This window comes from Geodermatophilus sp. CPCC 206100, assembly GCF_048569675.1.
Classification (GTDB): Bacteria; Actinomycetota; Actinomycetes; order Mycobacteriales; family Geodermatophilaceae; genus Geodermatophilus.
This window is the reverse complement of sequence record NZ_JAQISV010000011.1, coordinates 102,304-125,374: the sequence shown is the minus strand read 5'-3', so window position 1 is coordinate 125,374 and position 23,071 is coordinate 102,304. Positions and strand designations below refer to the sequence as shown.

25 protein-coding genes are annotated in these 23,071 nt (G+C 76.1%); 8 read left to right on the top strand and 17 right to left on the bottom strand.

Features of this window, described 5'->3' with window-relative positions; all coding sequences use genetic code 11:
• Positions 1-73: 73 nt before the first annotated feature.
• A complete protein-coding gene (gene hemQ / locus PGN05_RS06635) occupies positions 74-790 on the bottom strand; it encodes a hydrogen peroxide-dependent heme synthase (RefSeq protein WP_419751741.1) in 717 nt (238 codons plus the stop codon).
• A gap of 57 nt (positions 791-847) precedes the next feature.
• On the opposite strand from hemQ, the gene PGN05_RS06630 reads away from it, so the two are divergent.
• Positions 848-1,225, top strand: coding sequence for a hypothetical protein (locus PGN05_RS06630; protein WP_419751740.1), 378 nt, complete (start codon positions 848-850; stop codon positions 1,223-1,225).
• 24 nt (positions 1,226-1,249) lie between these two features.
• Here the strand turns inward: PGN05_RS06630 and PGN05_RS06625 are convergent, their stop codons facing one another.
• The 3 genes from PGN05_RS06625 to hemE form a co-directional block, all read right to left on the bottom strand.
• Positions 1,250-1,420, bottom strand: coding sequence for a hypothetical protein (locus PGN05_RS06625; RefSeq protein WP_419751739.1), 171 nt, complete (start codon positions 1,418-1,420; stop codon positions 1,250-1,252).
• A gap of 62 nt (positions 1,421-1,482) precedes the next feature.
• Positions 1,483-2,859, bottom strand: coding sequence for a protoporphyrinogen oxidase (hemG, locus tag PGN05_RS06620; RefSeq protein WP_419751738.1), 1,377 nt, complete (start codon positions 2,857-2,859; stop codon positions 1,483-1,485).
• Complete coding sequence (gene hemE / locus PGN05_RS06615) at positions 2,856-3,911, bottom strand: uroporphyrinogen decarboxylase (protein ID WP_419751737.1); 1,056 nt, start codon at positions 3,909-3,911, stop codon at positions 2,856-2,858. The genes hemG and hemE overlap by 4 nt, the downstream gene beginning before the upstream one ends.
• Before the next feature lie 71 nt (positions 3,912-3,982).
• On the opposite strand from hemE, the gene PGN05_RS06610 reads away from it, so the two are divergent.
• The 5 genes from PGN05_RS06610 (at position 3,983) to PGN05_RS06590 (ending at position 10,859) form a co-directional block, all read left to right on the top strand.
• Positions 3,983-4,615, top strand: coding sequence for a DUF3000 domain-containing protein (locus PGN05_RS06610; protein WP_419751736.1), 633 nt, complete (start codon positions 3,983-3,985; stop codon positions 4,613-4,615).
• Between the two features lie 131 nt (positions 4,616-4,746).
• Positions 4,747-5,988 carry an HRDC domain-containing protein gene (locus tag PGN05_RS06605; RefSeq protein ID WP_419751743.1) on the top strand — a complete coding sequence of 414 codons (1,242 nt, stop codon included), beginning with the start codon at positions 4,747-4,749 and terminating at the stop codon, positions 5,986-5,988.
• Positions 5,989-6,097: 109 nt separating this feature from the next.
• Positions 6,098-7,456 carry a hypothetical protein gene (locus tag PGN05_RS06600; RefSeq protein WP_419751735.1) on the top strand — a complete coding sequence of 453 codons (1,359 nt, stop codon included), beginning with the start codon at positions 6,098-6,100 and terminating at the stop codon, positions 7,454-7,456.
• A gap of 116 nt (positions 7,457-7,572) precedes the next feature.
• On the top strand, positions 7,573-8,778 hold the full coding sequence (locus tag PGN05_RS06595; RefSeq protein WP_419751734.1) for a thiolase family protein: 1,206 nt from the start codon (positions 7,573-7,575) through the stop codon (positions 8,776-8,778).
• The gene (locus PGN05_RS06590) at positions 8,775-10,859 is read left to right on the top strand and encodes a 3-hydroxyacyl-CoA dehydrogenase NAD-binding domain-containing protein (RefSeq protein ID WP_419751733.1); all 2,085 of its coding nucleotides are present in this window, start codon (positions 8,775-8,777) and stop codon (positions 10,857-10,859) included. The genes PGN05_RS06595 and PGN05_RS06590 overlap by 4 nt, the downstream gene beginning before the upstream one ends.
• A gap of 106 nt (positions 10,860-10,965) precedes the next feature.
• Here PGN05_RS06590 and dxs read toward each other — a convergent pair whose 3' ends face one another.
• The 8 genes from dxs to PGN05_RS06550 all read right to left on the bottom strand — a co-directional run bounded on the left by dxs (position 10,966) and on the right by PGN05_RS06550 (position 18,218).
• Positions 10,966-12,882, bottom strand: a complete 1,917-nt coding sequence (gene dxs, locus PGN05_RS06585; protein ID WP_419751732.1) for a 1-deoxy-D-xylulose-5-phosphate synthase — start codon at positions 12,880-12,882, stop codon at positions 10,966-10,968.
• 135 nt (positions 12,883-13,017) lie between these two features.
• Positions 13,018-13,386 carry a hypothetical protein gene (locus PGN05_RS06580; protein ID WP_419751731.1) on the bottom strand — a complete coding sequence of 123 codons (369 nt, stop codon included), beginning with the start codon at positions 13,384-13,386 and terminating at the stop codon, positions 13,018-13,020.
• 52 nt (positions 13,387-13,438) lie between these two features.
• Positions 13,439-13,675, bottom strand: a complete 237-nt coding sequence (locus tag PGN05_RS06575) for a DUF4177 domain-containing protein (RefSeq protein WP_419751730.1) — start codon at positions 13,673-13,675, stop codon at positions 13,439-13,441.
• 46 nt (positions 13,676-13,721) lie between these two features.
• A complete protein-coding gene (locus PGN05_RS06570) occupies positions 13,722-14,102 on the bottom strand; it encodes a hypothetical protein (RefSeq protein ID WP_419751729.1) in 381 nt (126 codons plus the stop codon).
• Positions 14,103-14,216: 114 nt separating this feature from the next.
• Complete coding sequence (locus PGN05_RS06565) at positions 14,217-14,363, bottom strand: hypothetical protein (RefSeq protein WP_419751728.1); 147 nt, start codon at positions 14,361-14,363, stop codon at positions 14,217-14,219.
• A 164-nt stretch (positions 14,364-14,527) separates the two neighbouring features.
• A complete protein-coding gene (locus PGN05_RS06560; protein ID WP_419751727.1) occupies positions 14,528-14,722 on the bottom strand; it encodes a hypothetical protein in 195 nt (64 codons plus the stop codon).
• Positions 14,723-14,833: 111 nt separating this feature from the next.
• Positions 14,834-16,186, bottom strand: a complete 1,353-nt coding sequence (locus tag PGN05_RS06555) for a class I SAM-dependent RNA methyltransferase (RefSeq protein ID WP_419751726.1) — start codon at positions 16,184-16,186, stop codon at positions 14,834-14,836.
• Positions 16,179-18,218, bottom strand: a complete 2,040-nt coding sequence (locus PGN05_RS06550; RefSeq protein ID WP_419751725.1) for an APC family permease — start codon at positions 18,216-18,218, stop codon at positions 16,179-16,181. Before PGN05_RS06550 ends, PGN05_RS06555 begins: the two co-directional genes overlap by 8 nt.
• Positions 18,219-18,381: 163 nt before the next feature.
• On the opposite strand from PGN05_RS06550, the gene PGN05_RS06545 reads away from it, so the two are divergent.
• Positions 18,382-19,050, top strand: a complete 669-nt coding sequence (locus PGN05_RS06545; protein ID WP_419751724.1) for a potassium channel family protein — start codon at positions 18,382-18,384, stop codon at positions 19,048-19,050.
• Complete coding sequence (locus tag PGN05_RS06540; RefSeq protein WP_419751723.1) at positions 19,050-19,712, top strand: potassium channel family protein; 663 nt, start codon at positions 19,050-19,052, stop codon at positions 19,710-19,712. Before PGN05_RS06545 ends, PGN05_RS06540 begins: the two co-directional genes overlap by 1 nt.
• 13 nt (positions 19,713-19,725) lie before the next feature.
• On the opposite strand, the gene PGN05_RS06535 is transcribed toward PGN05_RS06540, so the two are convergent.
• The 5 genes from PGN05_RS06535 to dut are packed head-to-tail and all read right to left on the bottom strand — an operon-like array spanning position 19,726 to position 23,011.
• Positions 19,726-20,577 carry a DUF3159 domain-containing protein gene (locus PGN05_RS06535; RefSeq protein ID WP_419751722.1) on the bottom strand — a complete coding sequence of 284 codons (852 nt, stop codon included), beginning with the start codon at positions 20,575-20,577 and terminating at the stop codon, positions 19,726-19,728.
• A complete protein-coding gene (locus PGN05_RS06530) occupies positions 20,574-20,951 on the bottom strand; it encodes an OB-fold nucleic acid binding domain-containing protein (protein WP_419751721.1) in 378 nt (125 codons plus the stop codon). Before PGN05_RS06530 ends, PGN05_RS06535 begins: the two co-directional genes overlap by 4 nt.
• The gene (locus PGN05_RS06525) at positions 20,948-21,736 is read right to left on the bottom strand and encodes an alpha/beta hydrolase family protein (RefSeq protein ID WP_419751720.1); all 789 of its coding nucleotides are present in this window, start codon (positions 21,734-21,736) and stop codon (positions 20,948-20,950) included. Before PGN05_RS06525 ends, PGN05_RS06530 begins: the two co-directional genes overlap by 4 nt.
• Positions 21,733-22,503, bottom strand: a complete 771-nt coding sequence (locus PGN05_RS06520; RefSeq protein WP_419751719.1) for a DUF3710 domain-containing protein — start codon at positions 22,501-22,503, stop codon at positions 21,733-21,735. Before PGN05_RS06520 ends, PGN05_RS06525 begins: the two co-directional genes overlap by 4 nt.
• 1 nt (position 22,504) lies before the next feature.
• Positions 22,505-23,011 carry a dUTP diphosphatase gene (gene dut, locus PGN05_RS06515; RefSeq protein ID WP_419751718.1) on the bottom strand — a complete coding sequence of 169 codons (507 nt, stop codon included), beginning with the start codon at positions 23,009-23,011 and terminating at the stop codon, positions 22,505-22,507.
• Positions 23,012-23,071 lie beyond the last annotated feature (60 nt).

Here is a 23,071-nt window from a genome sequence, read left to right as displayed (position 1 = left end):
GTCACCCCGCCCCCGCGGGAGCCCTGAGGGGAGCCGTTGGAGCGCGTTTTCGGGCCCCGCGCCACTCCGCACCTCAGGGCAGGTCGGCGACGAGCTCCCGGACCGGCTTGCGGACGCCGGTGTAGAACGGCACCTCCTCGCGCACGTGCCGCCGCGCCGTCGAGGCCCGCAGCTCGCGCATCAGGTCGACGATGCGGTGCAGCTCGTCGGCCTCGAAGGCGAGCATCCACTCGTAGTCGCCGAGAGCGAACGAGGCGACCGTGTTGGCCCGGACGTCGGGGAAGCCGCGGGCCATCCGGCCGTGCTCGGCCAGCATCGCCCGGCGCTCCTCGTCGGGCAGCAGGTACCACTCGTAGGACCGCACGAACGGGTAGACGCAGACGTAGCGGCGCGGCTCCTCGTCGGCGAGGAACGCCGGGATGTGGCTGCGGTTGAACTCCGCCGGACGGTGCAGCGCCATCTGCGACCAGACGGGCTCCAGGGACCGGCCGAGGATCGTGCGGCGCAGCCGGGTGTAGGCCTCCTGCAGTGCCTCGGGCGTGGCGGCGTGCCACCAGACCATGAGGTCGGCGTCGGCCCGCAGTCCCGCCACGTCGTAGACGCCGCGGACGACGACGTCCTTGCCGGCCAGCTCGTCGAGCAGCCCCTGCACCTCGTCGGCGGCCGCCGACCGCTGGTCGTCCCCGAGCGGGCGGGCCAGCCGGAACACCGACCACATCGTGTAGCGGATGGTCGCGTTGAGCTCGTTGGCCCGCTTGCCGGTGCTGCGCTGGTCGGTCTGCTCGGTCATGGGTCCATTCTCGCGCGGCCGCGGGACGCCGGTTGCGCGGGCCGGGAGACTGCCCGCATGGGACCCGGCGCCGACGAGTCGCTGCCCACCGTCGTGCTGGTCATGGCCGAGCACGGCGGGGTGTTCCTCTGGGACCGGTCCCCCGGCGGCCTCGGCGACGTCGAGCCGGCGACGCTGGGCGTCTCCGCGGAGCTGATCGCCCGGCTCACCGACTGGACCGAGCGGTACGAGGAGCACGCCGCCCGCTGGGCCTGGAGTCCCCCGCCGCCGGAGCACCGGGCCGACGACGAGCGGGAGTGGACGGCGTGGACGCGCGAGGGGCTGCACCTGGCGTACGCGCTGCAGCACGAGCTGGACGCGCTCGGCCACCGGATCGAGGTGCGGTACTCCGAGGACGGCGACGCCCGGCCGGTCTCCGAGCGCCGCGGCCCCTGAGCGAGCGCAGGGCGCGGCGGTGGGTCAGGCGACCGCGTCGCCCGCCGGGGCGGCGAGGTCGGGCCGGTGCTGGTGCCGCGGGGTGCGGGCGTCGCGGCAGTCGTCGCAGGCGGCCATCCAGACGTGGTGGCGCAGGCAGCGGACCGGCCGGGGATCGGGTCGGACGGGATCGGTGGGGTGGTGCACGGTTCTCACCCCGTCCTCAACAGCGGCGGGCCCGCCGCTGTGCCCGGCTCCCCCGTGGCGCCCGCCACGGTTCAGGACAGCGCGTCCACGGCGTGGTACGCGTCGCGGATGCAGGCCGGGACCCCCACGCCGCGGAACGCCGCACCGGCGATCGCCAGGCCGGGCACCGCGCTGACCGCCGTGCGGACGGCGTCGACCCGGTCCTGGTGGCCGACCAGGTACTGCGGCAGCCCCCCGCCCCAGCGGGCCACCCGGGTGGCGACCGGCTCCGGGCGGGCCAGGCCCAGCAGGTCGGCCACGTCGGCGACGACGGCCGCGGTGAGGTCCTCGTCGGTGCGCTGCAGCTGCGCCTCGTCGCGGTACCGGCCCACCGACGAGCGCACCAGGAGGTGGGGGGCGGCGGGTCCAGGAGCGAGGTGCGGCCACTTGGCCGACGACACGGTCACGCCCTTGACCAGCCGGCCGGTGACCGGCGGCACGAGCAGCCCGGACCCGGCCGCCACCTGCTGCGCGGGGAACGCCATGGCGACCACCGCCATCGACGCGTACGGGATGCCCTGCAGCGGCTCCACCGCGTCCGGCGAGACGTCGGCCAGCAGCCGCGCGGCCTTCGGTGCCGGGACGGTCACCAGGACGGCGTCCGCGCGCAGCCGCTCGGGGGCGGCCCCCGGGCCGACGGACAGCTCGAAGCCGGCTGCGGTGCGGACCAGGGCGTGCGCGGGCGTGCGCAGCCGGACGTCGGCCCGCGCCGCGGCGACCAGCGCGGCCGGCAGCGACCCGATCCCCTGGTCCACGGTCACGAACACCGGGGCGTCGGCGTCGAACCGGCTGCGGGCGCCGGCGTCGCGGGCGGCGGTCGCGGCTCGCAGCACCGATCCGGCCCGGGACAGGTGCGCGGCCAGGGCCGGCATGGTGGCGACCAGGGACAGCTCGTCGGCCCGGCCGGCGTACACGCCGCCGAGCAGCGGCTCGACCAGCCGGTCGACCACCTCGTCGCCCAGCCGCTCGCGCAGCAGCGCCCCGACCGCGACGTCGCCGTCCAGGGTCAGGGCCGGCAGGTCGGCCTCGGCGGCGACCCGGGCCACCCCCGCCGGCGTGAGCACCCCGTCGAGTCCGTCGGCCGAGGTGGGGACGCCGAGCACCGTCCCCGCCGGCAGGGGGAAGCGCCCGTCGGGCAGGACGACGGCGGCCTGCGTCGTCGCGGGCCGGACCAGCCGGTCGGCCAGCCCGAGCCGCTCCACCAGCTGCACCGCCTCCGGCACCCGCGCCAGCATCGCCTCGGGCCCGGTGTCGTACCAGTGCCCGGCCAGGCGGACCCGGTCCAGCTTCCCGCCCACGCGGTCGCCGGCCTCCAGGACGACGATCTCGTCGTCGGGCCGCCGCCGGCGCCACTCGAAGGCGGCGGCCAGGCCGCTGATCCCGGCCCCGACGACGACCAGCCGGCTCATCTGGCCGACAGCTCGTGGACCAGCTCGACGACGTGCGTGAGCACCTCCGGGTCGGTGTCGGGCAGCACCCCGTGGCCGAGGTTGAACAGGTGCCCGCGGGCGGCGCGGCCCTGCTCGACGACCCGGCGCACCTCGCGGTCGACGGTCGCGCGGTCGGCGAGGAGCACCGCCGGGTCGAGGTTGCCCTGCAGCGAGCGCTGGGGGCCCACCCGGCGGGCGGCCTCGTCCAGCGGCACCCGCCAGTCGACGCCCACGACGTCGGCGCCGGCGTCCCCGATCAGCGCCAGCAGCTCGCCGGTGCCCACGCCGAAGTGGATCCGCGGCACGTCCCGGTCGCCCAGGCCGTCGAAGACCGCGCGCGAGTGCGGCAGCACCCGCTGGGCGTAGTCGGCCGCCGAGAGGACCCCCGCCCAGGAGTCGAACAGCTGCACCGCCGAGGCGCCGGCGTCGACCTGCGCGCGCAGGAAGGTCGCCGCCGAGACCGCCAGCCGGTCGAGCAGCCGGGACCACGCCTGCGGCTCGGCGTACATGAAGGCCTTGGTCCGGGCGTGCTCCTTCGACGGGCCGCCCTCGATCAGGTAGGTGGCCAGGGTGAAGGGCGCCCCGGCGAAGCCGATCAGCGGCGTCGGCCCGAGCTCGGCGACCAGCCGGCGCACCGCCGTCTCCAGGAAGGCCAGCCGGTCGGGCTCCAGGGGCGGCAGCGCGTCGACGTCGGCCACCGTGCGGACCGGCTCGGCGACGACCGGGCCCACGCCGGGCTTGATGTCGATGTCGACCCCGGCCACGACCAGCGGCAGCACGATGTCGGAGAAGAGGATCGCGGCGTCCACCCCGTGCCGGCGGACCGGCTGCAGGGTGATCTCGGTGACCAGGTCGGGGTCCTGGCAGGACTCCAGCATGCGGGTGCCGGCGCGCAGCGCGCGGTACTCGGGCAGCGAGCGGCCGGCCTGGCGCATGAACCACACCGGCGTGCGGCGCACCGGCAGGCCGCGGGCGGCGCGCACCAGGTCCGAGTCGGCGGGAGTGGTCGGGCGGTCGCCAGCGGGGGTCACGACCGTCGATCCTCCCAGAACGGTGCGGCGCGTCGGCCGCGCGGGGCGGCGTCGCGACCTACCCTGCGAGCGTGGAGCCTTCCAGCCTGCCCGGCGCCGGGCACGGCGCCGGGGACCGGACCGGGGACGAACCCCCGGAGGAGTTCCGCGCTGCGCTGGCGTCGATGGCGAGCGTGCGGGCCCGGCCGGAGATCGTGCTCGAGGACATCCCCGCCCCGCAGCGGCTCGCGCCGTACGCGCACGCCGTCGGGGCGCTGGTCACCGAGCCCGACGGCGACGAGGAGGTCGAGGTCGCCACCGGGCGGTTCATCGTCCTGCACGACCCGGCCGGCCACGAGGCCTGGGCGGGCACCACCCGCTGCGTCGGGTACCTCTCGGCGGCCACCGACGAGAACATGGTGGACGACGCGATGTTCTCCGAGGTCGCCTGGAGCTGGCTGACCGACGCCCTCACCGAGTCCGGGGCCACCTCCCACGCGCTGGGCGGCACGGTGACCCGCACCGCGTCCACCCGGTTCGGCGAGCTGGCCGGACCCGAGCACTCGGTGGACGTGGAGATCCGCGCGTCGTGGACGGCGGAGGACAGCCAGCTGGACCGGCACCTCACCGCGTGGCTGGACGTGCTGGGCACCGCGGCCGGCCTGCCGCCCCCCGGCGTCCGGCTGCTGGGTCCCTCCGACCCCCCGGACGCCGGGACTCTCTAACATCGGTGTCCCGGGGGTCGCGACACCCCCGTGCCGGCACCCTCTCCCCGGCCTCCCGCGGTCCCCTGCCGCGAGGCTGCGCCCTGCCGGTACCGCACTGCTGACGAGACGGGCGAGAAGGTGGACCAGCCCTGAGCACCGAGCCCCTCACGACGACCGACGACGAGCCGACAGCTCCCCCGGCGGTCCCGCTGCTCGCGCCCCGCGACGGCCTGCCCCCGGTCGTCGAGACCTCCACCGCCCTGGTCGGGTACGCGGACGCGCTGCGCGCCGGCACCGGCCCGGTCGCGGTGGACGCCGAGCGCGCCTCCGGCTACCGCTACGGGCAGCGCGCCTACCTGGTGCAGCTGCGCCGCGCCGGCTCGGGCACCGGGCTGATCGACCCGGTCCCCCTCCCCGACCTCTCGGTGGTCCAGGAGGCGATCGGCGACGCCGAGTGGGTGCTGCACGCGGCCAACCAGGACCTCCCCTGCCTGGCCGAGATCGGCCTGGTGCCCCGGCGGGTCTTCGACACCGAGCTGGCCGCCCGGCTGGCCGGGCTGCCGCGGGTGGGCCTCGGTGCGGTCGTCGAGTCGCTGCTCGGGTACTCCCTGCAGAAGGGGCACTCGGCCGCCGACTGGAGCACCCGCCCGCTGCCCGAGGAGTGGCTGGTCTACGCCGCGCTGGACGTGGAGGTGCTCGTCGACCTGCGCGACGCGCTGGCCGCCCTCCTCGAGGAGCAGGGCAAGACCGAGTGGGCGGAGCAGGAGTTCGCGGCGATCCTCGCCGCCGGGCCGCCCGCCCCCAGGGCCGACCCGTGGCGGCGCACCTCCGGCGTGCACGGGCTGCGCAACCGGCGCCAGCTCGGGATGCTCCGCTCGCTGTGGGAGGCCCGCGACGACCTCGCCCGCCGGCGCGACGTGGCCCCCGGCCGGGTCCTCCCCGACGCGGCCATGGTCGCGGCGGTGCAGGCCGATCCGCGCACCGAGGCGGCCCTGCTCGAGCTGCCGGTCTTCCGCGGGCGGGCCAACCGCCGGCTCGTGGGCACCTGGTTCGGCGCGCTCGTCCGCGGGCGCGGGCTCCCGGAGTCGGAGCTGCCCCTGCACAGCAAGCCCGGCGACGGCCCGCCCCCGGTCAACCGCTGGGCCGACCGTGACCCGGCCGCCGCCACCCGCCTGCAGGTGGCCCGCGCCGGGCTGGCCGAGCTGTCGGAGAAGCACCGGGTGCCGGTGGAGAACCTGCTCTCGCCCGACCTGGTCCGCCGGCTGATGTGGTCCCCGCCCGAGCCGCGGGACGCTGCGGAGGTCGTCGCGGCGCTGCGGGCCGGTGGCGCCCGGGAGTGGCAGGTCGAGCTCACCGGCGCGCTGCTCACCGACGCCGTCACGCGGGCCTGAGACCCGCGGCGGGCCGCCGCCCCCACCACGGCCCGGCGGGCCGTGCCACGCTCCTCCCTGACGCCGCCGACGGTGCTCCCGGATGCCGGTGCGGCCCGAGGAGCGGCCCATGGGCACCGGCGACCGGTTCACCGGCTCCCGTGACGGTCGCCGCCGTCGCCGGCTCCTGCTGCTCGCCGCCGCGGTCGCGCTGACGACGGCCGTGCTGCTGGCCCTCCGGCCCGACGCCGGCCCGCCGCCGGCCGGGACGGGGGCCCCGCAGGCGGCGGCCGGGCCCGCGGAGGGCACCCCGTCCGCCCCCGATGTCCTGGGAACGGCGACGCGGGGGTCGCTGGCCGGGGACGCGGCCTTCCTCGAGGGCGTCCTCCGCCGGCCGTGGACGGTGCCGGAGTCGACCGTCGGGCCGGGCATCCCCGACGCCCCGCCGGAGACCCGGCGGGTCGTCTTCGCCGGTGACGTCCCCGGCGGCCGGTGGGCGCTGGTCGTGGGGGCCAACAGCCTGGCGCCCGGGGTCCCGCCCGACCCGCCGGACCGCGACCTCGCGGTCGTCTGGTTCGGAGGGCCGCCGGGCGCGCCGCCGGAGCAGATGGCGCTGCGCACCGTGCCGCACCACGCCCCGGCCGACCTGCCGGTCGCCTTCGCCGACCCGGGTCTCGGCGTCCTGGTGGTCGTCGCCGCGCCCGGGGACGACGTCGAGGTGTCGGCCCGCCCGGACATCGCCGGTGACGGCTCCGCAACCCGCCGCTTCGACCCGGTCGCCGCTCCCGACGGGGTGGCCGTCGCCGTCCTGCCGCCGAACGACCTGCCGACGACGGCCACCGTCTACCGCGTGTCGCGCGGGGGCGACCCGGTGGTGCAGACCCGGCCCGAGCTGGACCCCGCCGCGCCGGCGGCCCGGCCACCGATCCGTTACCCGCGGGGCGCGCCGTCGCCGGCCGGCGAGCGCGTGGCCGAGCGGATCGCCACGCACGTCCTCGCCCGGCTGGGGCTCCCCGGCGCCGCGGTGGACGTGACCGCCCAGTGGGTCGGCGACGTGTCCGGCCCGGGACCCGAGACGGGCCCCGCGGCCGTGGTCACCGTGACCGTGCCGAGCGGGGCGGTGGTCGTGTCCGCGGCGTGGGACCTCCCCTCGGCGGACGGCTCGCCGGTCCGCAGCGAGTGCGCGCTCACGATCCGGCCGGCCGGGCCGCCCGCGGACCGGCGCGTCCACGCGGTGGCCTGCGACCTCTTCGACGGCACGGCGGCCGGCCCGAGGCGGTCCAGCCTCATCGTGGTCGGGCCACCGACGGTCGCCACCGTGCGCGCGCACGGCGCCGGCGGGGACTTCCTGGTCGAGCACCCGGCCGCCGACGGCGTCCTCGTCGCCCCGTTCCCGCGGGGGACGGCGACCGTCGAGGCGATCACCGCCGGCGGGGTCAGCCTCGGGCGGGTCCCGCTGCTGGGCCGGGCGGCGGACTTCGGCAGCTGAGCCGGCCGCGGCGTCCCCCGACCGGGTCGCGTCGGCGTGGACCTCCTCATTACCGACGGGTAACTTGGAGACCGCCGCGCCCCACCCGGGCCCGGCTCCGAACTCCCGGAGGTCCCATGTCCCGCTCGCTGCGTGAGGTCGTCTTCGTCGACGGCGTGCGCACCCCCTTCGGCAAGGCCGGCCCGAAGGGCGTCTACGCCGAGACGCGCGCCGACGACCTCGTCGTGCGCTGCATCCGCGAGCTCCTGCGGCGCAACCCGTCGCTGCCGGCCGACCGCGTCGACGAGGTCGCCGTCGCCGCGACCACCCAGGTCGGCGACCAGGGGCTGACCATCGGCCGCACCGCCGCGCTGCTGGCCGGGCTCCCCACGAGCGTGCCGGGCTACGCCATCGACCGGATGTGCGCCGGCGCCATGACCGCGGTGACCACCACCGCCTCGGGCATCGCCTTCGGCGCCTACGACGTCGCCATCGCCGGCGGGGTCGAGCACATGGGCCGGCACCCGATGGGCGAGGGCGCCGACCCGAACCCCCGGTTCTTCAGCGAGAAGCTGGTCGAGGGCTCCGCCCTGGTCATGGGCTCGACGGCGGAGAACCTGCACGACCGGTTCCCGCACCTCACCCGGGAGCGCGCCGACGCCTTCGCCCTGGCCAGCCAGCAGCGCTACGCCAAGGCCGTCGCCAACGGCCAGATCGGGCCGGAGCTCGTGCCGGTCGCCGTCCGCTCGGCCGAGGCCGGTTGGGGCCTGGCCACCGTCGACGAGCCGCCCCGCCCGAACACGACGCTGGACGGCCTGGCCGGCCTGAAGACGCCGTTCCGCCCGCACGGCTCGGTCACCGCGGGCAACGCGGCGGGGCTCAACGACGGCGCCACCGGCTGCCTGCTGGCCGCCGAGGACGTCGCCGAGGAGCTGGGGCTGCGCATCGGCATGCGGCTGGTCGGTTACGCCTTCGCCGGGGTCGAGCCCGAGGTCATGGGCGTCGGCCCGGTGCCGTCGACCGAGAAGGCCCTGGCCCGCACCGGCCTGTCGATCTCCGACATCGGGCTGTTCGAGCTCAACGAGGCCTTCGCCGTCCAGGTGCTGGCCTTCCTCGACCACTTCGGTATCGCCGACGACGACGAGCGGGTCAACCCGTGGGGCGGCGCCATCGCCGTCGGCCACCCGCTGGCCTCCTCCGGCGTGCGGCTGATGACCCAGCTGTCCCGCCAGTTCGCCGAGCGGCCCGACGTCCGCTACGGCCTCACCGCCATGTGCATCGGCCTGGGCATGGGCGGCACCGTGATCTGGGAGAACCCGAACTGGGAGGGGTCCACCACGTGACTGCGGTCTTCGAGGACGAGGTCGTGACCCGGGCACTCGTCCGCTACCTCGGCGTGCCCGGCCTGGCCGGCGAGCTGGCGCTGATCACCCTCGACAACGGGCACGACCACACCCGCCCCTCCACCTTCGGTCCGGCCGGGCTGGCCTCGCTGGACGCCGCGCTGGACGACGTCGCGGCGCACTCCCCCGCCCCGGCCGCCATCGCGGTCACCGGCAAGCCGTTCGTGTTCGCCGTCGGCGCCGACCTCTCCGGCGTCCCGGCCATCACTGACGGGCTGACCGCGCGGGAGATCGCCGAGACCGGGCACCGGGTGTTCCGCCGGCTGGCGGACTCGCCGATCCCCACCTTCGCCTTCGTCAACGGCGTCGCGCTCGGCGGTGGCCTGGAGCTGGCGCTGCACTGCCGGTACCGGACCATGGCCACCACCGCGACGGTCGGCTTCCCGGAGGTCTTCCTCGGGCTGGTGCCCGGCTGGGGCGGCACGCAGCTGCTGCCGAACCTCATCGGGATCGACCCGGCGGTCACCGTGATCGTCGAGAACGCGCTGGCGCAGAACCGGATGACCTCCGCGCGCTCGGCGGCGTCCCTGGGGATCGCCGACGCCGTGTTCGAGCCGGCCGACTTCCTGGAGCGGTCGCTGGAGTGGGCGGCCGGGGTGGTCGCCGGGGACGTCGCCGTCCCCCGCCCCGAGGTGGACCGGTCGAGGTGGGACGAGGCCATCGACCGCGCCCGCGGGGTCGTCGCCGCCCGCACCCGGAACGCGTCGCCCGGCGCGCTGCGTGCCGTGCAGCTGCTGGACCTGGCCCGGGCCGGGGTCGGCAGCGAGGCCTTGACCGCCGGCATCGCCGCCGAGGACGACGCCCTGACCGACCTGCTCATGAGCGACGAGCTTCGGGCCGGCCTCTACGCGTTCGACCTGGTGAACAAGCGGGCCCGCCGGCCCGCCGGCGCCCCGGACCGGGCGCTGGCGCGGAAGGTCACCAAGGTCGGCGTCGTCGGAGCGGGCCTCATGGCCTCCCAGCTCGCGCTGCTGTTCGTGCGCCGCCTCGAGGTGCCCGTCGTCCTCACCGACGTCGAGCAGGCCCGCGTGGACAAGGGCGTGGGCTACGTCCACGCCGAGCTGGAGAAGCTGGCCGCGCGCGGCCGGCTGTCGGCCGACGGGCTCAACCGGCTCCGGGGCCTGGTGACCGGCTCGCTGTCCAAGGACGTCTTCGCCGACGCCGACCTGGTCGTCGAGGCCGTCTTCGAGGAGATGTCGGTCAAGCAGCAGGTGTTCGCCGAGGTCGAGGCGGTGGTCTCGCCGGAGTGCGTGCTGGCGACCAACACCTCCGCGCTGTCGGTGACCGAGATGGCCGGCAAGCTCGAGCACCCCGAGCGGGTCGTCGGCCTGCACTTCTTCAACCCGGTCGCGGTGCTGCCGCTGCTGGAGGTCGTGCGCGCCCGGCAGACCGACGACGCCACGCTGGCCACCGCCTTCGCCGTCGGCAAGGCGCTGAAGAAGTCCTGCGTCCTGGTCGCCGACGCCCCGGCGTTCGTCGTCAACCGCCTGCTCACCCGCTTCCTCGGCGAGATCACCGCCGCCGTGGAGCAGGGCACGCCGGTGGCCGTGGCCGACCGGGCGCTGGACCCGCTGGGCCTGCCGATGACGCCGTTCGAGCTGCTCACGCTGGTCGGCCCGCCGGTGGCGCTGCACGTGGCCGAGCGGATGCACGAGGCCTTCCCCGACCGGTTCTCGGTCGGCGAGGGCCTGCGGCGGATGGTGGAGCTCGGCAAGACCTCGGTCTACAGCGCGCCGGGCGTCGTCGACCCCGACCTGGCCGGGATGGACGACGGCGACTCCCCGCTCTCCGAGGCCGAGGTGCGGGAGCGGGCGGAGCGGGCGCTGGCCGAGGAGATCGGGTTGATGCTCGACGAGGGCGTCGTCCAGGCGGTGCAGGACATCGACCTGTGCATGCTCCTGGGAGCCGGGTGGCCCTTCTGGCTGGGCGGCATCTCCGCCCACCTCGACCGGACCGGCGTCTCCGAGGCGGTCACCGGCCGGCGGTTCCTGCCCCGCGGGGTGGCCTCCCTCCCCGTCTGAGAGAGGACCCCGGTCCCCGCGGACCCGACGGGCCCCTCCCGTGGGTTCCCGCGGAACCCCCCGCCGAGCCGGACTCCCCGCGCGGGGAGTCCGGCTCGGTGGCGGACTACTGCTGGGCGCCGTCCACGGCGGCCGGCTCGGCGGTCTCGGCGCGCTCGGCCAGCCGCGCGGCCCACTCGGCGATCCGCCGGGCGACGTCCTGCTCGGTGAGGCCGGCGTCGGCCAGCACCTGACCCCGGCTGCCGTGCTCGAGGAACTGCTGGGGCAGGCCGAGGGTCCGCACCGGGACGTCGCAGCCGCGGTCCTGCAGCGCCTGCGTCAGCGTGGTCCCGACGCCGCCGGCGCGTCCGCCGTCCTCGACGGTGACGACCAGCCGGTGCCCGGCGGCGAGGTCCACCAGCTCGGTGGCGACCGGCAGCACCCAGCGCGGGTCGACGACGGTGACCTCGATGCCGTGGTCGGCGGCGCGCTCGGCGGCGGCCAGGCACAGCGGCACCATCGAGCCGACGGCGACCAGCAGCACCTCCGCCCGCTCGCCCTGGCGCAGGACGTCGACCGGCCCGCGCCGCTCCAGCGCCGGGATGTCGACCGGCGGAGCCCCCTTCGGGAAGCGGACGACGGTCGGCCCGTCGGAGACCGCGACCGCCTCGCGCAGCGCCTCGCGCAGCGTCGGCTCGTCGCGCGGGGCGGCCAGCCGGAGGCCGGGCACGACCGACAGGATCGACATGTCCCACATGCCGTTGTGCGAGGCGCCGTCCGTGCCGGTCACCCCGGCCCGGTCGAGGACGACGGTCACCGGCTGGCGGTGCAGCGCGACGTCCATGAGCAGCTGGTCGAACGCCCGGTTGAGGAACGTCGAGTACACCGCGACGACGGGGTGCAGGCCGCCCATCGCCAGGCCGGCGGCCGACGTGAGCGCGTGCTGCTCGGCGATGCCGACGTCGAAGGTCCGCTCGGGGAAGCGCTCGGCGAACGCCGCCAGGCCGGTGGGGTGCAGCATCGCGGCGGTGATCGCGACGACGTCGGACCGCTCGCCGCCGATGCGGACCAGCTCGTCGGAGAAGGCCGCCGTCCAGTCGCGGGCGACGGCGGCGCAGGCCCCGCTGTCGGGGTCGAAGACGCCGGTGGCGTGCCAGGCGTCGATCTGGTCGGTCTCGGCGGGCGGGTAACCGAAGCCCTTCGTGGTGACCGCGTGCACGATCACCGGGCCGCCGAAGGAGCGGGCCCGGCGCAGCGCGGACTCCATCACCTCGATGTCGTGGCCGTCGACCGGGCCGACGTACTTGAGGCCGAGGTCCTCGAACATGCCCTGCGGCGACAGGACGTCCTTGAGGCCCTTCTTGATGGCGTGCAGCGCGTCGTAGAGGGCCGAGCCGAGCACCGGGGCGCGGTGCAGCGCCTGGCGGACCTGCAGCAGCGCCTGCTCGTAGCCCGGCCGCAGCCGGAGGGTGGCCAGCGCGTCGGCGACCCCGCCGATGGTCGGCGAGTAGGAGCGGCCGTTGTCGTTGACGACGATGACGACGGGGCGGTCCTGGGCGGCGGCGATGTTGTTCAGCGCCTCCCAGGCCATGCCGCCGGTGAGCGCGCCGTCGCCGATGACGGCGACCACCGGGCGCTTCTCGCCACGGATGGCGAGGGCCTTGGCCAGCCCGTCGGCGTAGGACAGCGACGTCGAGGCGTGGCTGTTCTCGATCCAGTCGTGCTCGCTCTCGGCCCGGCTCGGGTAGCCGGAGAGCCCGCCGCGCTGGCGCAGCCGCTCGAAGTCCGCCACCCGGCCGGTGAGCATCTTGTGCACGTAGCTCTGGTGGCCGGTGTCGAAGACGATCGGCTCCCGCGGGGAGTCGAAGACCCGGTGCAGGGCGATGGTGAGCTCGACGGCCCCCAGGTTGGGCCCGAGGTGACCGCCGGTGCGCGCGACGCTGGTGACCAGGGCGTCGCGGATCTCGGTGGCCAGCACGGGGAGCTGCTCGGGAGCCAGCGCGCGCAGGTCGGCGGGGGTCCGGAGCGATCGCAGGAGCGACACGGAAGCGAGGTATCCTCTCTGTCGGCGGCAGGTGCACGGCTGAGCAGCGGCCGCCGACCAACTGTAGCCGCGTTCACCCGGCTCTTCCGGTCGAGCACCGGGGGTGGATGCAGGCTCACAGCCACCCGGGCCCGCTCACAGGCGGGGCACCCACCGTTCCCCGCGCAGCGCCCCGGCGACCACCTCCACGCCCCGCGCGGCGGCCGAGAGCCGGGCGCCCTCCCGCTCGTAGGCGGTGATCGCGGCCGTCATCGCGTCGGCCGGCAGGTCGTCGGCGAGGTCCACCCGCACCGTGCGCCAGCCGGCCCGCGCGGCCTCCAGCCCCGCGGTGACGTGGTCGCGGGCGAAGCGGGCGAGCAGCACCGGATAACGGCGGAGCACCGCGTGCGCGCGGTAGTCCGGCGGCACGAGGTCGAACAGCCACGCGACCGCGGTCTGCTCCCAGTCCGGCGCCCCGGGCGGCCGGACGGCGTCCGGCCAGCCCGGCGGCAGTGTCCCGTCCACCCGCCCAGTGTGCCCCCTCCGTCGAACAGGCGTTCGACGGACGGGCGCGCGACTACTGCTGAGCCGAGGTGGGCCGCTTCAGCCAGAACTGCTCGAAGCCCCAGGTGCCCGCGCCGCTGGAGTGGTAGTTGACGAGTTCCCAGCCCTCGCTGCCGAGGCGGTTGAGCACCGAGCTGGTGTCCCCGGACTGCCGCTCCAGCTGGCCGCCGGGCAGCTTCACGCTGACCCCCGCCCGCTGGGACTCGGCGTCGTTGGCCGTGATGACCGAGGCGTACTCCCAGGTGGTCACGGGAGCACGGTAGCCGGTCGGCCTCCGGCGCCCGCACGCCCCGGCGTCAGTGCGACCGGAGCGCCGGCTGCCCCCGTCGGGTCAGCCGGTCGCGCAGGCTCCGCGGCCGGCGCCCGTCCACCGCGGACACCTCGTGCCGCACCTGGACCGCGGGCGCCCGGCGCAGGAGGTCGTCGCCGCGGACGGAGAGGATGAAGGTCTCGCTGTGCTGACCGGGATCCCGGGGCAGGGACTCGAGGTGGCCGGCCTCGTGCAGGTCCGAGAAGAGCTGCAGCAGTTCCATCTGGCGCTGCCGCCAGGCCTCCAGGGCACCGCCCATCTCGCCCCGGCTCGGGTTGAGCTGCTGGACGAGCGCGAACACCGTCACAGGCCGGTTCGCGTTCCGCACGGCCTCCAGGACCGAACGGGCCTCGGTGCTGATCTGCATGCCCGGACGGTAGGTCGGCATCCGGGCCACGTCCCGCAGCCGACCTGCCGAAACTGCCGGTCCGGGCTGGCGCGCCTCGCCATACGTCCGAACGCGTTCCGGACCGGCGAGCCCTCAGCGCAGCCGGACAGGCACGCGGGCGGCGTGCCCGGGTCGGGTCAGCTGGCGCTTCACGGCCGTCCACCGCGGTGTCCACCAGTACGCCGCGATGACGACGGTCATCGGGATCCAGGCCAGCAGCGGCCACACCCACCACGACATGGCGTCTCCTCCCTCCGACGTCGTCATCGACGCCTGAGCCGGCGGGCGGACCGCCCCGTTGCGGGCGGGCTCACTGCCCGGCGTCCACCCTCCCGGGGGACACCGCGGCCGACCACCCCCAGCCAGGGGAGTCGGGTCCGCCTCACACCGGGGCTGGCGCCGGGTCACTCCGCGCCCGGGTCGCTGTCGTCGGCCGCGTCCTCGGAGCGGTCCCGGCCGAGGTCCCGCCGCTCGGCCGCGCGGATCACCATGCCCAGGACGACTCCGGTGAGGACCGCGAGCAGCACCCACCCGACGAGCAGCCACACCCACCAGGCCACCGCGTCCCCCCAGTCGGTCCGGGGTCCGAGGTGACGCACCGGAACGGCCACCCTGCTCGGTGCGACGCGGGCCGTGGGGGCACCACCGGTTCCCCCGCCCTGCGGGGGTGAACGCGCTCGCCCGCCCGCGTGAACCGGCGGCCTCCGCCGCTACAGCGCGCTCCCGGGTGCCGCCTCGTCTCTGACCAGCAACGCCACGCACTCGACGTGCGCGGTCATGGGGAAGGCGTCGAAGCCGCGCACGGCCTCCAGCCGGTACCCGGCGGACCGCAGGACGGCGACGTCGCGCGCGAGGGACGCCGGGTCGCAGGCCACGTAGACGACGGCTCGCGCCCCGGTGCCCGCGAGCACCCGGCTGACCGCCTGCCCGGCCCCGGCCCGCGGCGGGTCCAGGACGACGACGTCCGGTCCGGTGCCCAGCTCCGCCAACAGCTCGGTCAGCCCCTCGGCGTCGACCTCGCCCTGCCAGACCTCGGCCTGCGGCAGGTCGGCGAGGTTGGCCTCGGCGGCGGCGCAGGCGTCCGGGTCGGCCTCGACGCACACCACGCGGCCGTCCGGGCCGGCCTGCGGGGCCAGGGCGCCGCCGAACAGGCCCGCGCCGGCGTAGAGGTCGAGCACCGTCTCCCCCGGTCGCACCGCGGCGAGGGCCTCGACGGCGGCCACGAGCGCGTCGGCCGCCGCCGGGTGCACCTGCCAGAAGCCGGTGCCCTCGACCTCCCAGTCGCGGCCGGCGGCGGTCCGGGCGGCGCGGCCGGCCGGCTCGGTGGGGACGTCCTCCCCCGGCCGCAGCACGCGGGTGGACTGCGGCCGGCCCTGGCGGTCCCGCCGGGTGGTGGTCACCGTCCCGGTGGCGTCGACGGCGACGTCGACCGCGCCGGCACCCGGCCAGCGGCGGCCCAGCACGGCGCGGGCGGCCGGCTCGGCGGTGATCGGGCAGTCGTCGAGCAGCTCGAGGTCGTGCGAGCGGTGCTTGCGCAGCCCCGGCCTGCCCGAGCGGTCGACGGCGAACCGGGCCCGCGAGCGCCAGCGCAGCGGCCCGCCCGGCAGCTCCTCGACCGGCACGTCGACGTCCGGCAGGCCGGCCAGCCGGGCCAGCTGCTCGCGGACCACCGCCGCCTTCAGCCGGCGCTGCTCGGCCGGGGTGACGTGCTGCCAGTCGCAGCCACCGCACCGGCCCGGCCCGCTGTAGGGGCAGGGCCGCTCGATGCGCTCCGGCGAGGCGGTCAGCACCCGGACGGCGTCGGCGCGGCAGAAGCCGGGTTGCCGGTCCTCGGTGACCCGGACGACGACCCGCTCGCCGGGCAGGCTGTGCCGCACGAAGACGACCCGCCCCTCGTGCCGGGCCACGCAGTGCCCACCGTGCGCGACCGGCCCGACCTCGACCTCGAACTCCCGGCCGGTCCACCCGCCGCCGCGATCCGGCCGCGCGGAGGGGCCTCGGCCCCGCTGCAGGGACCCGCCGCGAGCCTGCGAGTGGCGGGGGGCAGCGGGGTCCTCACCCATACGGGGTCACCTCGGCGTCGTCGGTCAGCCCCCGCCGCAGGTCGCCGGGCGCCGGCCCGTCGCCACGGCCGAGCTCGTCGTCGCGGCCCACGGAGCTCTCCAGCTGCCACGGCACCGTGGTGATCATCACGCCGGGCTGGAACTGCAGCCGGGCCCGCAGGCGCAAGGCGCTCTGGTTGTGCAGGACGTTCTCCCACCAGTGGCCCACCACGTACTGGGGCACGAAGACGACCACCAGCTCGCGCGGACTGGCCCGGCGGATGCCCTTGACGAAGTCGAGGACCGGCCGGGTGATCTCGCGGTACGGGGACTCCAGCACGGTCAGCGCCACGGGGATGTCGTACTTCTCCCACTGCGCCTGCAGCGCGCGGGTCTCGGCGTCGTCGACGTTGACCGTCAGGGCGGTCAGCTGGTCGGGGCGGGTGGCCCGCGCGAAGGCCAGCGCCCGCAGTGTCGGCTTGTGCACCTTGGAGACCAGCACGATCGCGTGCACCTTGCTCGGCAGCGTCCGCGAGTCGGTGTCGGGCACCAGCTGCTGGGAGACGTTCGAGTAGTGCCGGTTGATGGCCTTCATGAGCAGGAACAGGATCGGCATCACCAGGAGGACCAGGTAGGCGCCCCGGGTGAACTTGGTGACGACGATGATCAGCAGGACGACCGTCGTCAGGGTGCCGCCGACCGCGTTGATCATCTGCGACCGGCGGATCCGGCTCCGGGCGGCGGCATCGGTCTCGGTGCGCAGCTCCCGGTTCCAGTGGCGGACCATGCCCCACTGGCCGATCGAGAAGCTCGTGAAGACCCCGACGATGTACATCTGGATCAGCCGGTTCACGTCGGCCTGGAACGCGAAGATCAGCAGCGCGGCGAAGCCGGCCAGCAGCAGGATGCCGTTGCTGTAGACCAGCTTGTCGCCGCGGGTGTGCAGCTGGCGGGGCATGAAGCGGTCCTGCGCCAGCACCGAGCCCAGCAGCGGGAACCCGTTGAACGCGGTGTTGGCGGCCAGGACCAGGACCAGCGCGGTCGCGGCCTGGATGTAGAAGAACCCGGGCGAGCCGTCACCGCCGAAGGTCGCCGCCGCCACCTGCGCGATGACCGTCCGCTGCGGCTCGGTCTCGCAGTCGGCGAAGCCCTCCAGGTCGCAGGGGTGCTCGACGTACTTGACCCCGGCCGCCAGCGCGAGCGCCGTCACGCCGGCGAACATGACCGCGGCGATGCCGCCCATGAGCGCCAGCGTCGTCGCGGCGTTCCGGCTCTTCGGCGGCTTGAACGCGGGGACGCCGTTGGCGATCGCCTCCACCCCCGTGAGCGCCGTGCAGCCGGAGGCGAAGGCCCGCAGCACGAAGAACACCAGCGCCAGCCCGGTGAGGTTCCCGAAGCCCGACTCGGGGGTGATCGTGAAGTCGGCGGTCTCGGCGACCACGGGCGAGTCGGTGAACAGGTCCCGGATGAGCCCGGTGGCGACCATCACGAGGATCCCGACGATGAACGCGTAGGTCGGGACGGCGAAGGTGCGTCCGGACTCCCGCAGCCCGCGCAGGTTGGCCGCCGCCAGCAGCGCGACCAGGCCGACGGCGATCAGCACGCGGTGCTCGTCGAGCGAGGGGAACGCCGAGATGATGTTGTCGGTGCCGGCCGCGACCGACACGGCCACGGTGAGCACGTAGTCGACGAGCAGGGCGCTGGCGACGGTCAGCCCGGCGAACTGGCCGTGGTTCTTGAACGCGACCTCGTAGTCGCCGCCCCCGGACGGATAGGCGCGCACCACCTGCCGGTAGGACAGCACCACGGTGCCCAGCAGCAGCACGACGGCGATCGCCAGCCACGGCGCCAGGTACAGGAAGGCCGTGCCGGCCAGGGTGAGGACGATGAGGATCTCCTGCGTGGCGTAGGCCACGGAGGAGAGCGGGTCGCTGGCGAAGATCGGGAGCGCGAGCCGCTTGGGGAGCAGCGACTCCCCGGCACGGTCGCTGCGCACCGGCCGGCCGAGGACCAGCCGTTTCGGGAGTTGTCCGAGGTCGGACAGGGTTGGCACGGCGGCGATGGTACGGACGCCGGGGGCCGGTGCGCCGCCTCCCGGAGGGTGAGTTCCGGCGCTCCGGAGCGGGGCTCCGCGCCGTCCCGGGTGTAGCTTCGCGCCCGGACAGCGCGGGGCGGACGGCGCCCGGCGCACCGGACCTGCGAACGGGGAGTCCCCAGTGCACGTGGTCGTGATGGGCTGCGGCCGCGTCGGCTCGGCGATCGCCCGCCGGCTCGAGGAGATCGGCCACAGCGTCGCGGTGATCGACCAGGACCCGGAGGCGTTCCGCCGGCTCGGCCCCGACTTCGCCGGCCGCCAGGTGACCGGCCTGGGCTTCGATCGCCAGACCCTGCTCGACGCCGGCGTCGACTCCGCCGGCGCGTTCGCCGCGGTGAGCAGCGGCGACAACTCCAACATCATCGCCGCCCGCGTGGCCCGCGAGACCTTCGGCGTCCAGCACGTCGTGGCCCGGATCTACGACTCGAAGCGGGCGGAGGTCTATGAGCGGATGGGCATCCCCAGCGTGGCCACCGTGCCGTGGACGGTGAACCGGCTGCTGCGCGAACTGCTGTCGGTGAAGGTCAGCGAGCTGTGGCGGGAGCCCACCGGCCAGGTCCTGCTCATGCGGGTGACGGTCACCGAGGGCTGGGTGGGCCGGAGGTTGACCGCCCTCGAGGCCGCCACGGGCGCCCGGGTGGCGTGGCTGGTGCGTTTCGGCGAGGCGGAGATCCCGACGCCGGCCACGGTGCTCCAGGACGGCGACCAGCTCGTCGTCGCCGCCACCGACGAGGTCACGATGCGGGTGCACCAGGTGGTCGAGCGGGGCCCCGAGGGAGGCGAGAACTGATGCGCGTGGCCATCGTGGGCGCCGGCGCCGTCGGCCGGTCGATCGCCGGCGAGCTGCTCAACAACGGGCACACCGTGATGCTCATCGAGAAGGACGGCCGGAAGGTGCGCACCCGCGCCGTCCCGGGCGCCGAGTGGGTCCAGGCCGACGCCTGCGAGGTCTCCTCGCTGGAGGAGGCCCAGCTGGCCACCTGCGACGTCGTGGTCGCCGCGACCGGCGACGACAAGGCCAACCTCGTCGTCTCGCTGCTGGCCAAGACCGAGTTCGCGGTCAACCGGGTGGTCGCCCGCGTGAAGGACCCGCGCAACGAGTGGCTCTACACCGAGGCCTGGGGCGTCGACGTCGCCGTCTCGACCCCGCGGGTGCTGGCCGCGCTGGTCGAGGAGGCGGTCACCGTCGGCGACGTCGTCCGGCTGATGAGCTTCCGCAAGGGCGCGGCCAACCTGGTGGAGATCACCCTCGCCGAGGACACCCCGTGGGTCGGCCGGCCGCTGCGCGACGTCCCCCTGCCCCGCGAGACGGTGCTGACGGCGCTGCTGCGCGGCGACCGCGTCATCACCCCGAGCCCCGACGAGCCGCTCGAGGCCGGGGACGAGCTGCTGTTCGTCACGCACGCCGACGTCGAGGAGCAGCTGCAGGAGGTCCTCTCCCCCGCGCGCTGAGGAGCCCGGCCGCTCAGGCGGCGGGGCGCTCCGGCCCGGCGGTCCCGGCTGCAGGCCCGGCCGGCTCCGCGCGGTGCCGGTGCAGCCGGGCCACGACCCACAGGGTCACGACGATCTCGACCGCGGTCACCGGCAGGCCCAGCACGAGCGACGCGGTGCCGAGCAACTCCACCTCGTCGGCCCGGTACAGCACGTACTGGACGACGGCCCGCACCAGGAACGTCGCCCCCCACAGGAGCGTCAGCCACGCGTAGGCGCGCACCATCCGCGGGTCCTCGCGCCAGTGCCGCTCCGGCTGGGGGTCGGTCGGCCGGGCACCGGTCTGCGGGTCCGGCGGCGGCCGGTGGTGCAGGGAGGCGTTGACCCGGCCGAGCCGCTGCCGCAGGCCCGGCATGGAGTGCGAGGCCATCGCCCCCAGGTGGCTGGGCGCGAGGAACTCGGCGACGACGCCGACCAGCGGCCATCGCACGGCGATCGAGCCGAGCAGCACCACACCGAGGGCGACGTTGCGGACCAGGCCCGGGACGAAGAAGTCGCGGGCCTGCCCGGAGGCGGCCGCGATGCCGACCGCGATGGCGACCCCGAACAGGCCGCTGACGGCCTGCTGGACGCTCTCCCGGCGCACCAGGCGGAGCGCGAAGACGAGGACGGCGGCGCCGATCGCGGCCCAGATGCCCGCCCGCAGCCCGCCCAGCGAGTTGGCCACGATGAACGCGAGGGTGGGCAGCGAGGCGTCGACCATGCCGCGCCAGCCACCGAGCTGCTCGAGCACCAGGTGCCGGTCGAACGTCACCCCCGTCGGCTCGTTCGCCGGCGCGCCGCCGGCCGGCTCGGGACGGCTCTCCCCCTCGGCCGCAGCCGTCACCCGGCGCTCAGTTCGTACCGGGGGTTGTAGATGACCTGGCGGCCGTCGAAGGAGGCGAACCGCCCGTGGGCGGTCAGGGTGCGGCCGGGCTCGATGCCGGGGATCCGGCGGCGGCCGAGCCAGACCAGCGTGACCGACCCCGAGCCGTCGAAGAGCTCGGCCTCCAGGGTGGGGACCGTCTCCCGCGGCGTGTACACGACCGACTTGAGCCGGCCGGTGACCGTGACGACCGCCCCCTTCCGGCACGCGCTCACCGGCTCGCAGCCGGCGGTCGCGGCGTCCTCCCGCAACTGCTCGGCGTCGATGGTCTGGTCGTCGGCGGTCAGTCGCTGCATTGTCCGCGCGAACCAACCGCCCGAACGGGTCTCCGTCACGGTGCCAGCGTAGATCGGCCCGGCGGCCGGGCGGCGCGCTCCTGCAGCCAGTCGCGCACCAGCGCCCACGGCGCGCCCGCCGGGTCGATGAGCAGCATGTGGTCGCCGGGGACGAGACGCACCTCCACCGGGCTCCCCTCGGCCGCGGCGGCCGCGGCGTACCGGGCGGTCTGCTCGGCCGGGACGTCGTCGTCGGCGGTGCCGTGCACGCACAGCAGGTCGACGCCGGCCGGCACCAGCCGCACCGGGTCGGCCGCCGCGTAGCGCTCGGGCGCCTCCTCCGGCTCGGCGCCGAGCAGCCCCTGGACCGCGCCGTCGCCCATCCCCTGGGCCGCGGCCAGCCCGAGGTCGAGCACGCCCGCCTGGAGCACGGCGGCGGTCACGCGCACCCGCGGGCGCGCCCCGGGGACGCCGTCGGGGAGCCGCTCGCGGCCGGCCACCCACGCGGCCAGGTGCCCGCCGGCGGAGTGGCCGACGACCGTGACGTCGGCGAGGTCGAGCCGGCCGGCCGCACCGTCCAGATCCGGCAGCAGGTCGACCGCGGCGGCGACGTCCTCGAGCGTGGCCGGCCAGCCGCCACCGGCCCCGACCCGCCGGTACTCGACGGCGACCGCGGCGAAGCCGGCTGCGGCGAGGTCCGCGGCCAGCGGGCGGGCCAGCTCGATGCCGTAGGGGGCACGCCAGAAGCCGCCGTGCAGCACCACCACGACCGGCGCCGGGCCCGCACCGTCGGGGAGGGTGAGCTCGACGAACTGATCGGGGTGCGGACCGTAGGAGGTCCTCATGCGCCCGGGGCCGGGAGCGTGCCGTCGCCCTCCGGCGGCCGCGCGGCCGCCTGGCGGCGGGCGGCCGCCTCCTGCGCGGCGGCCAACTGCTGGCGGGCCGCCTGCTGCGCGGCGACCTGCGCCGCGGCCTGCGGCGGCAGGGTCAGCGGCAGCTGCTCGCGCACGGGCATGGGGTCGGAGCCGCGGACGACGACGATCCGCCGGAAGGCCTCCTCCAGCACGGGTGCCGCCTCGGGGTCGGCCGCCGCGGGCCCGCTGATCATCCCGCGGAGGAACCAGCGCGGGCCGTCCACGCCGAGGAAGCGGGCCGCCCGGCGGACCGGCTTGGGTGCCGGCTGGCCCTGCTGCGCCGGCGGCGTGGTGAACACCGTGCCGGTCAGCTCCGGCCCGAAGGGGCCCTCGACCTCCCGGAGCGAGCCGCCCTGCCCGGACGCGCTGCGGGCCAGCTCCGCGCGGACGTCGTCCCAGATGCCGGCCGCCCGTGGCGCGGCGAACGCCGACACCTGCAGCAGCGACTCCCCCGCCCGCAGCGTCGCGCCGATGACCTTCTGCTGGGCGTTGACGTCCACCCGCAGCTCCGTGCCGGGCGCGGCCGGCAGCTGCAGGGAGCCCAGGTCGATGCGGGCCACGCCGTCGGCGGGGGCGTCCGCCGCGTCCCAGGGACCCAGGGTCTCCTCGACCTCGCGCACCCGGTCCTGCGGGTCGGGGGGCACGCCCTTCTCGCGCAGGCTGCGGTCGATGCGGTTGCGTCGCCGTCCGAACGGCATGTCAGTTGCGTCCCTTCGCGTGTGCGCTCGCGTGCCCGCCGGTCGAGCCGTGCCCGCCGGTGCCCCGGGCGCTGTCCGGCAGCCGCTCGACCGGCACGAACCGAGCCTGCACGACCGGCTGCACGACCAGCTGCGCGACGCGGTCGCCGCGGCGCAGCCTCAGCGGCGTGGTGGGGTCGAGGTTGACCAGGTTGACCTTGATCTCGCCGCGGTAGCCGGCGTCGATCGTGCCCGGCGCGTTCACCAGGCTCAGACCCAGCCGGTGCGCCAGCCCCGAGCGCGGGTGCACGAAGCCGGCGTAGCCCTCCGGGATGGCCACGGCGACCCCGGTGCCGACCAGCGCCCGCTGCAGGGGCGCCAGCTCGACGTCCTCGGCGACGGTGAGGTCGGCGCCGGCATCGCCGGGGAGGGCGTAGGTCGGGACGGCGGTCTCCGGGGAGGACAGCCGGACCGGCACCTCCACCTCGGGGACGCCGGACCCGGGGACGGACGCGTCGAGGTCGGGCACGTCGGCGATCCTATGAGGACCCCCTCCTCCCCACCCCTCGCTCCGCTCGGGGCGGGACCC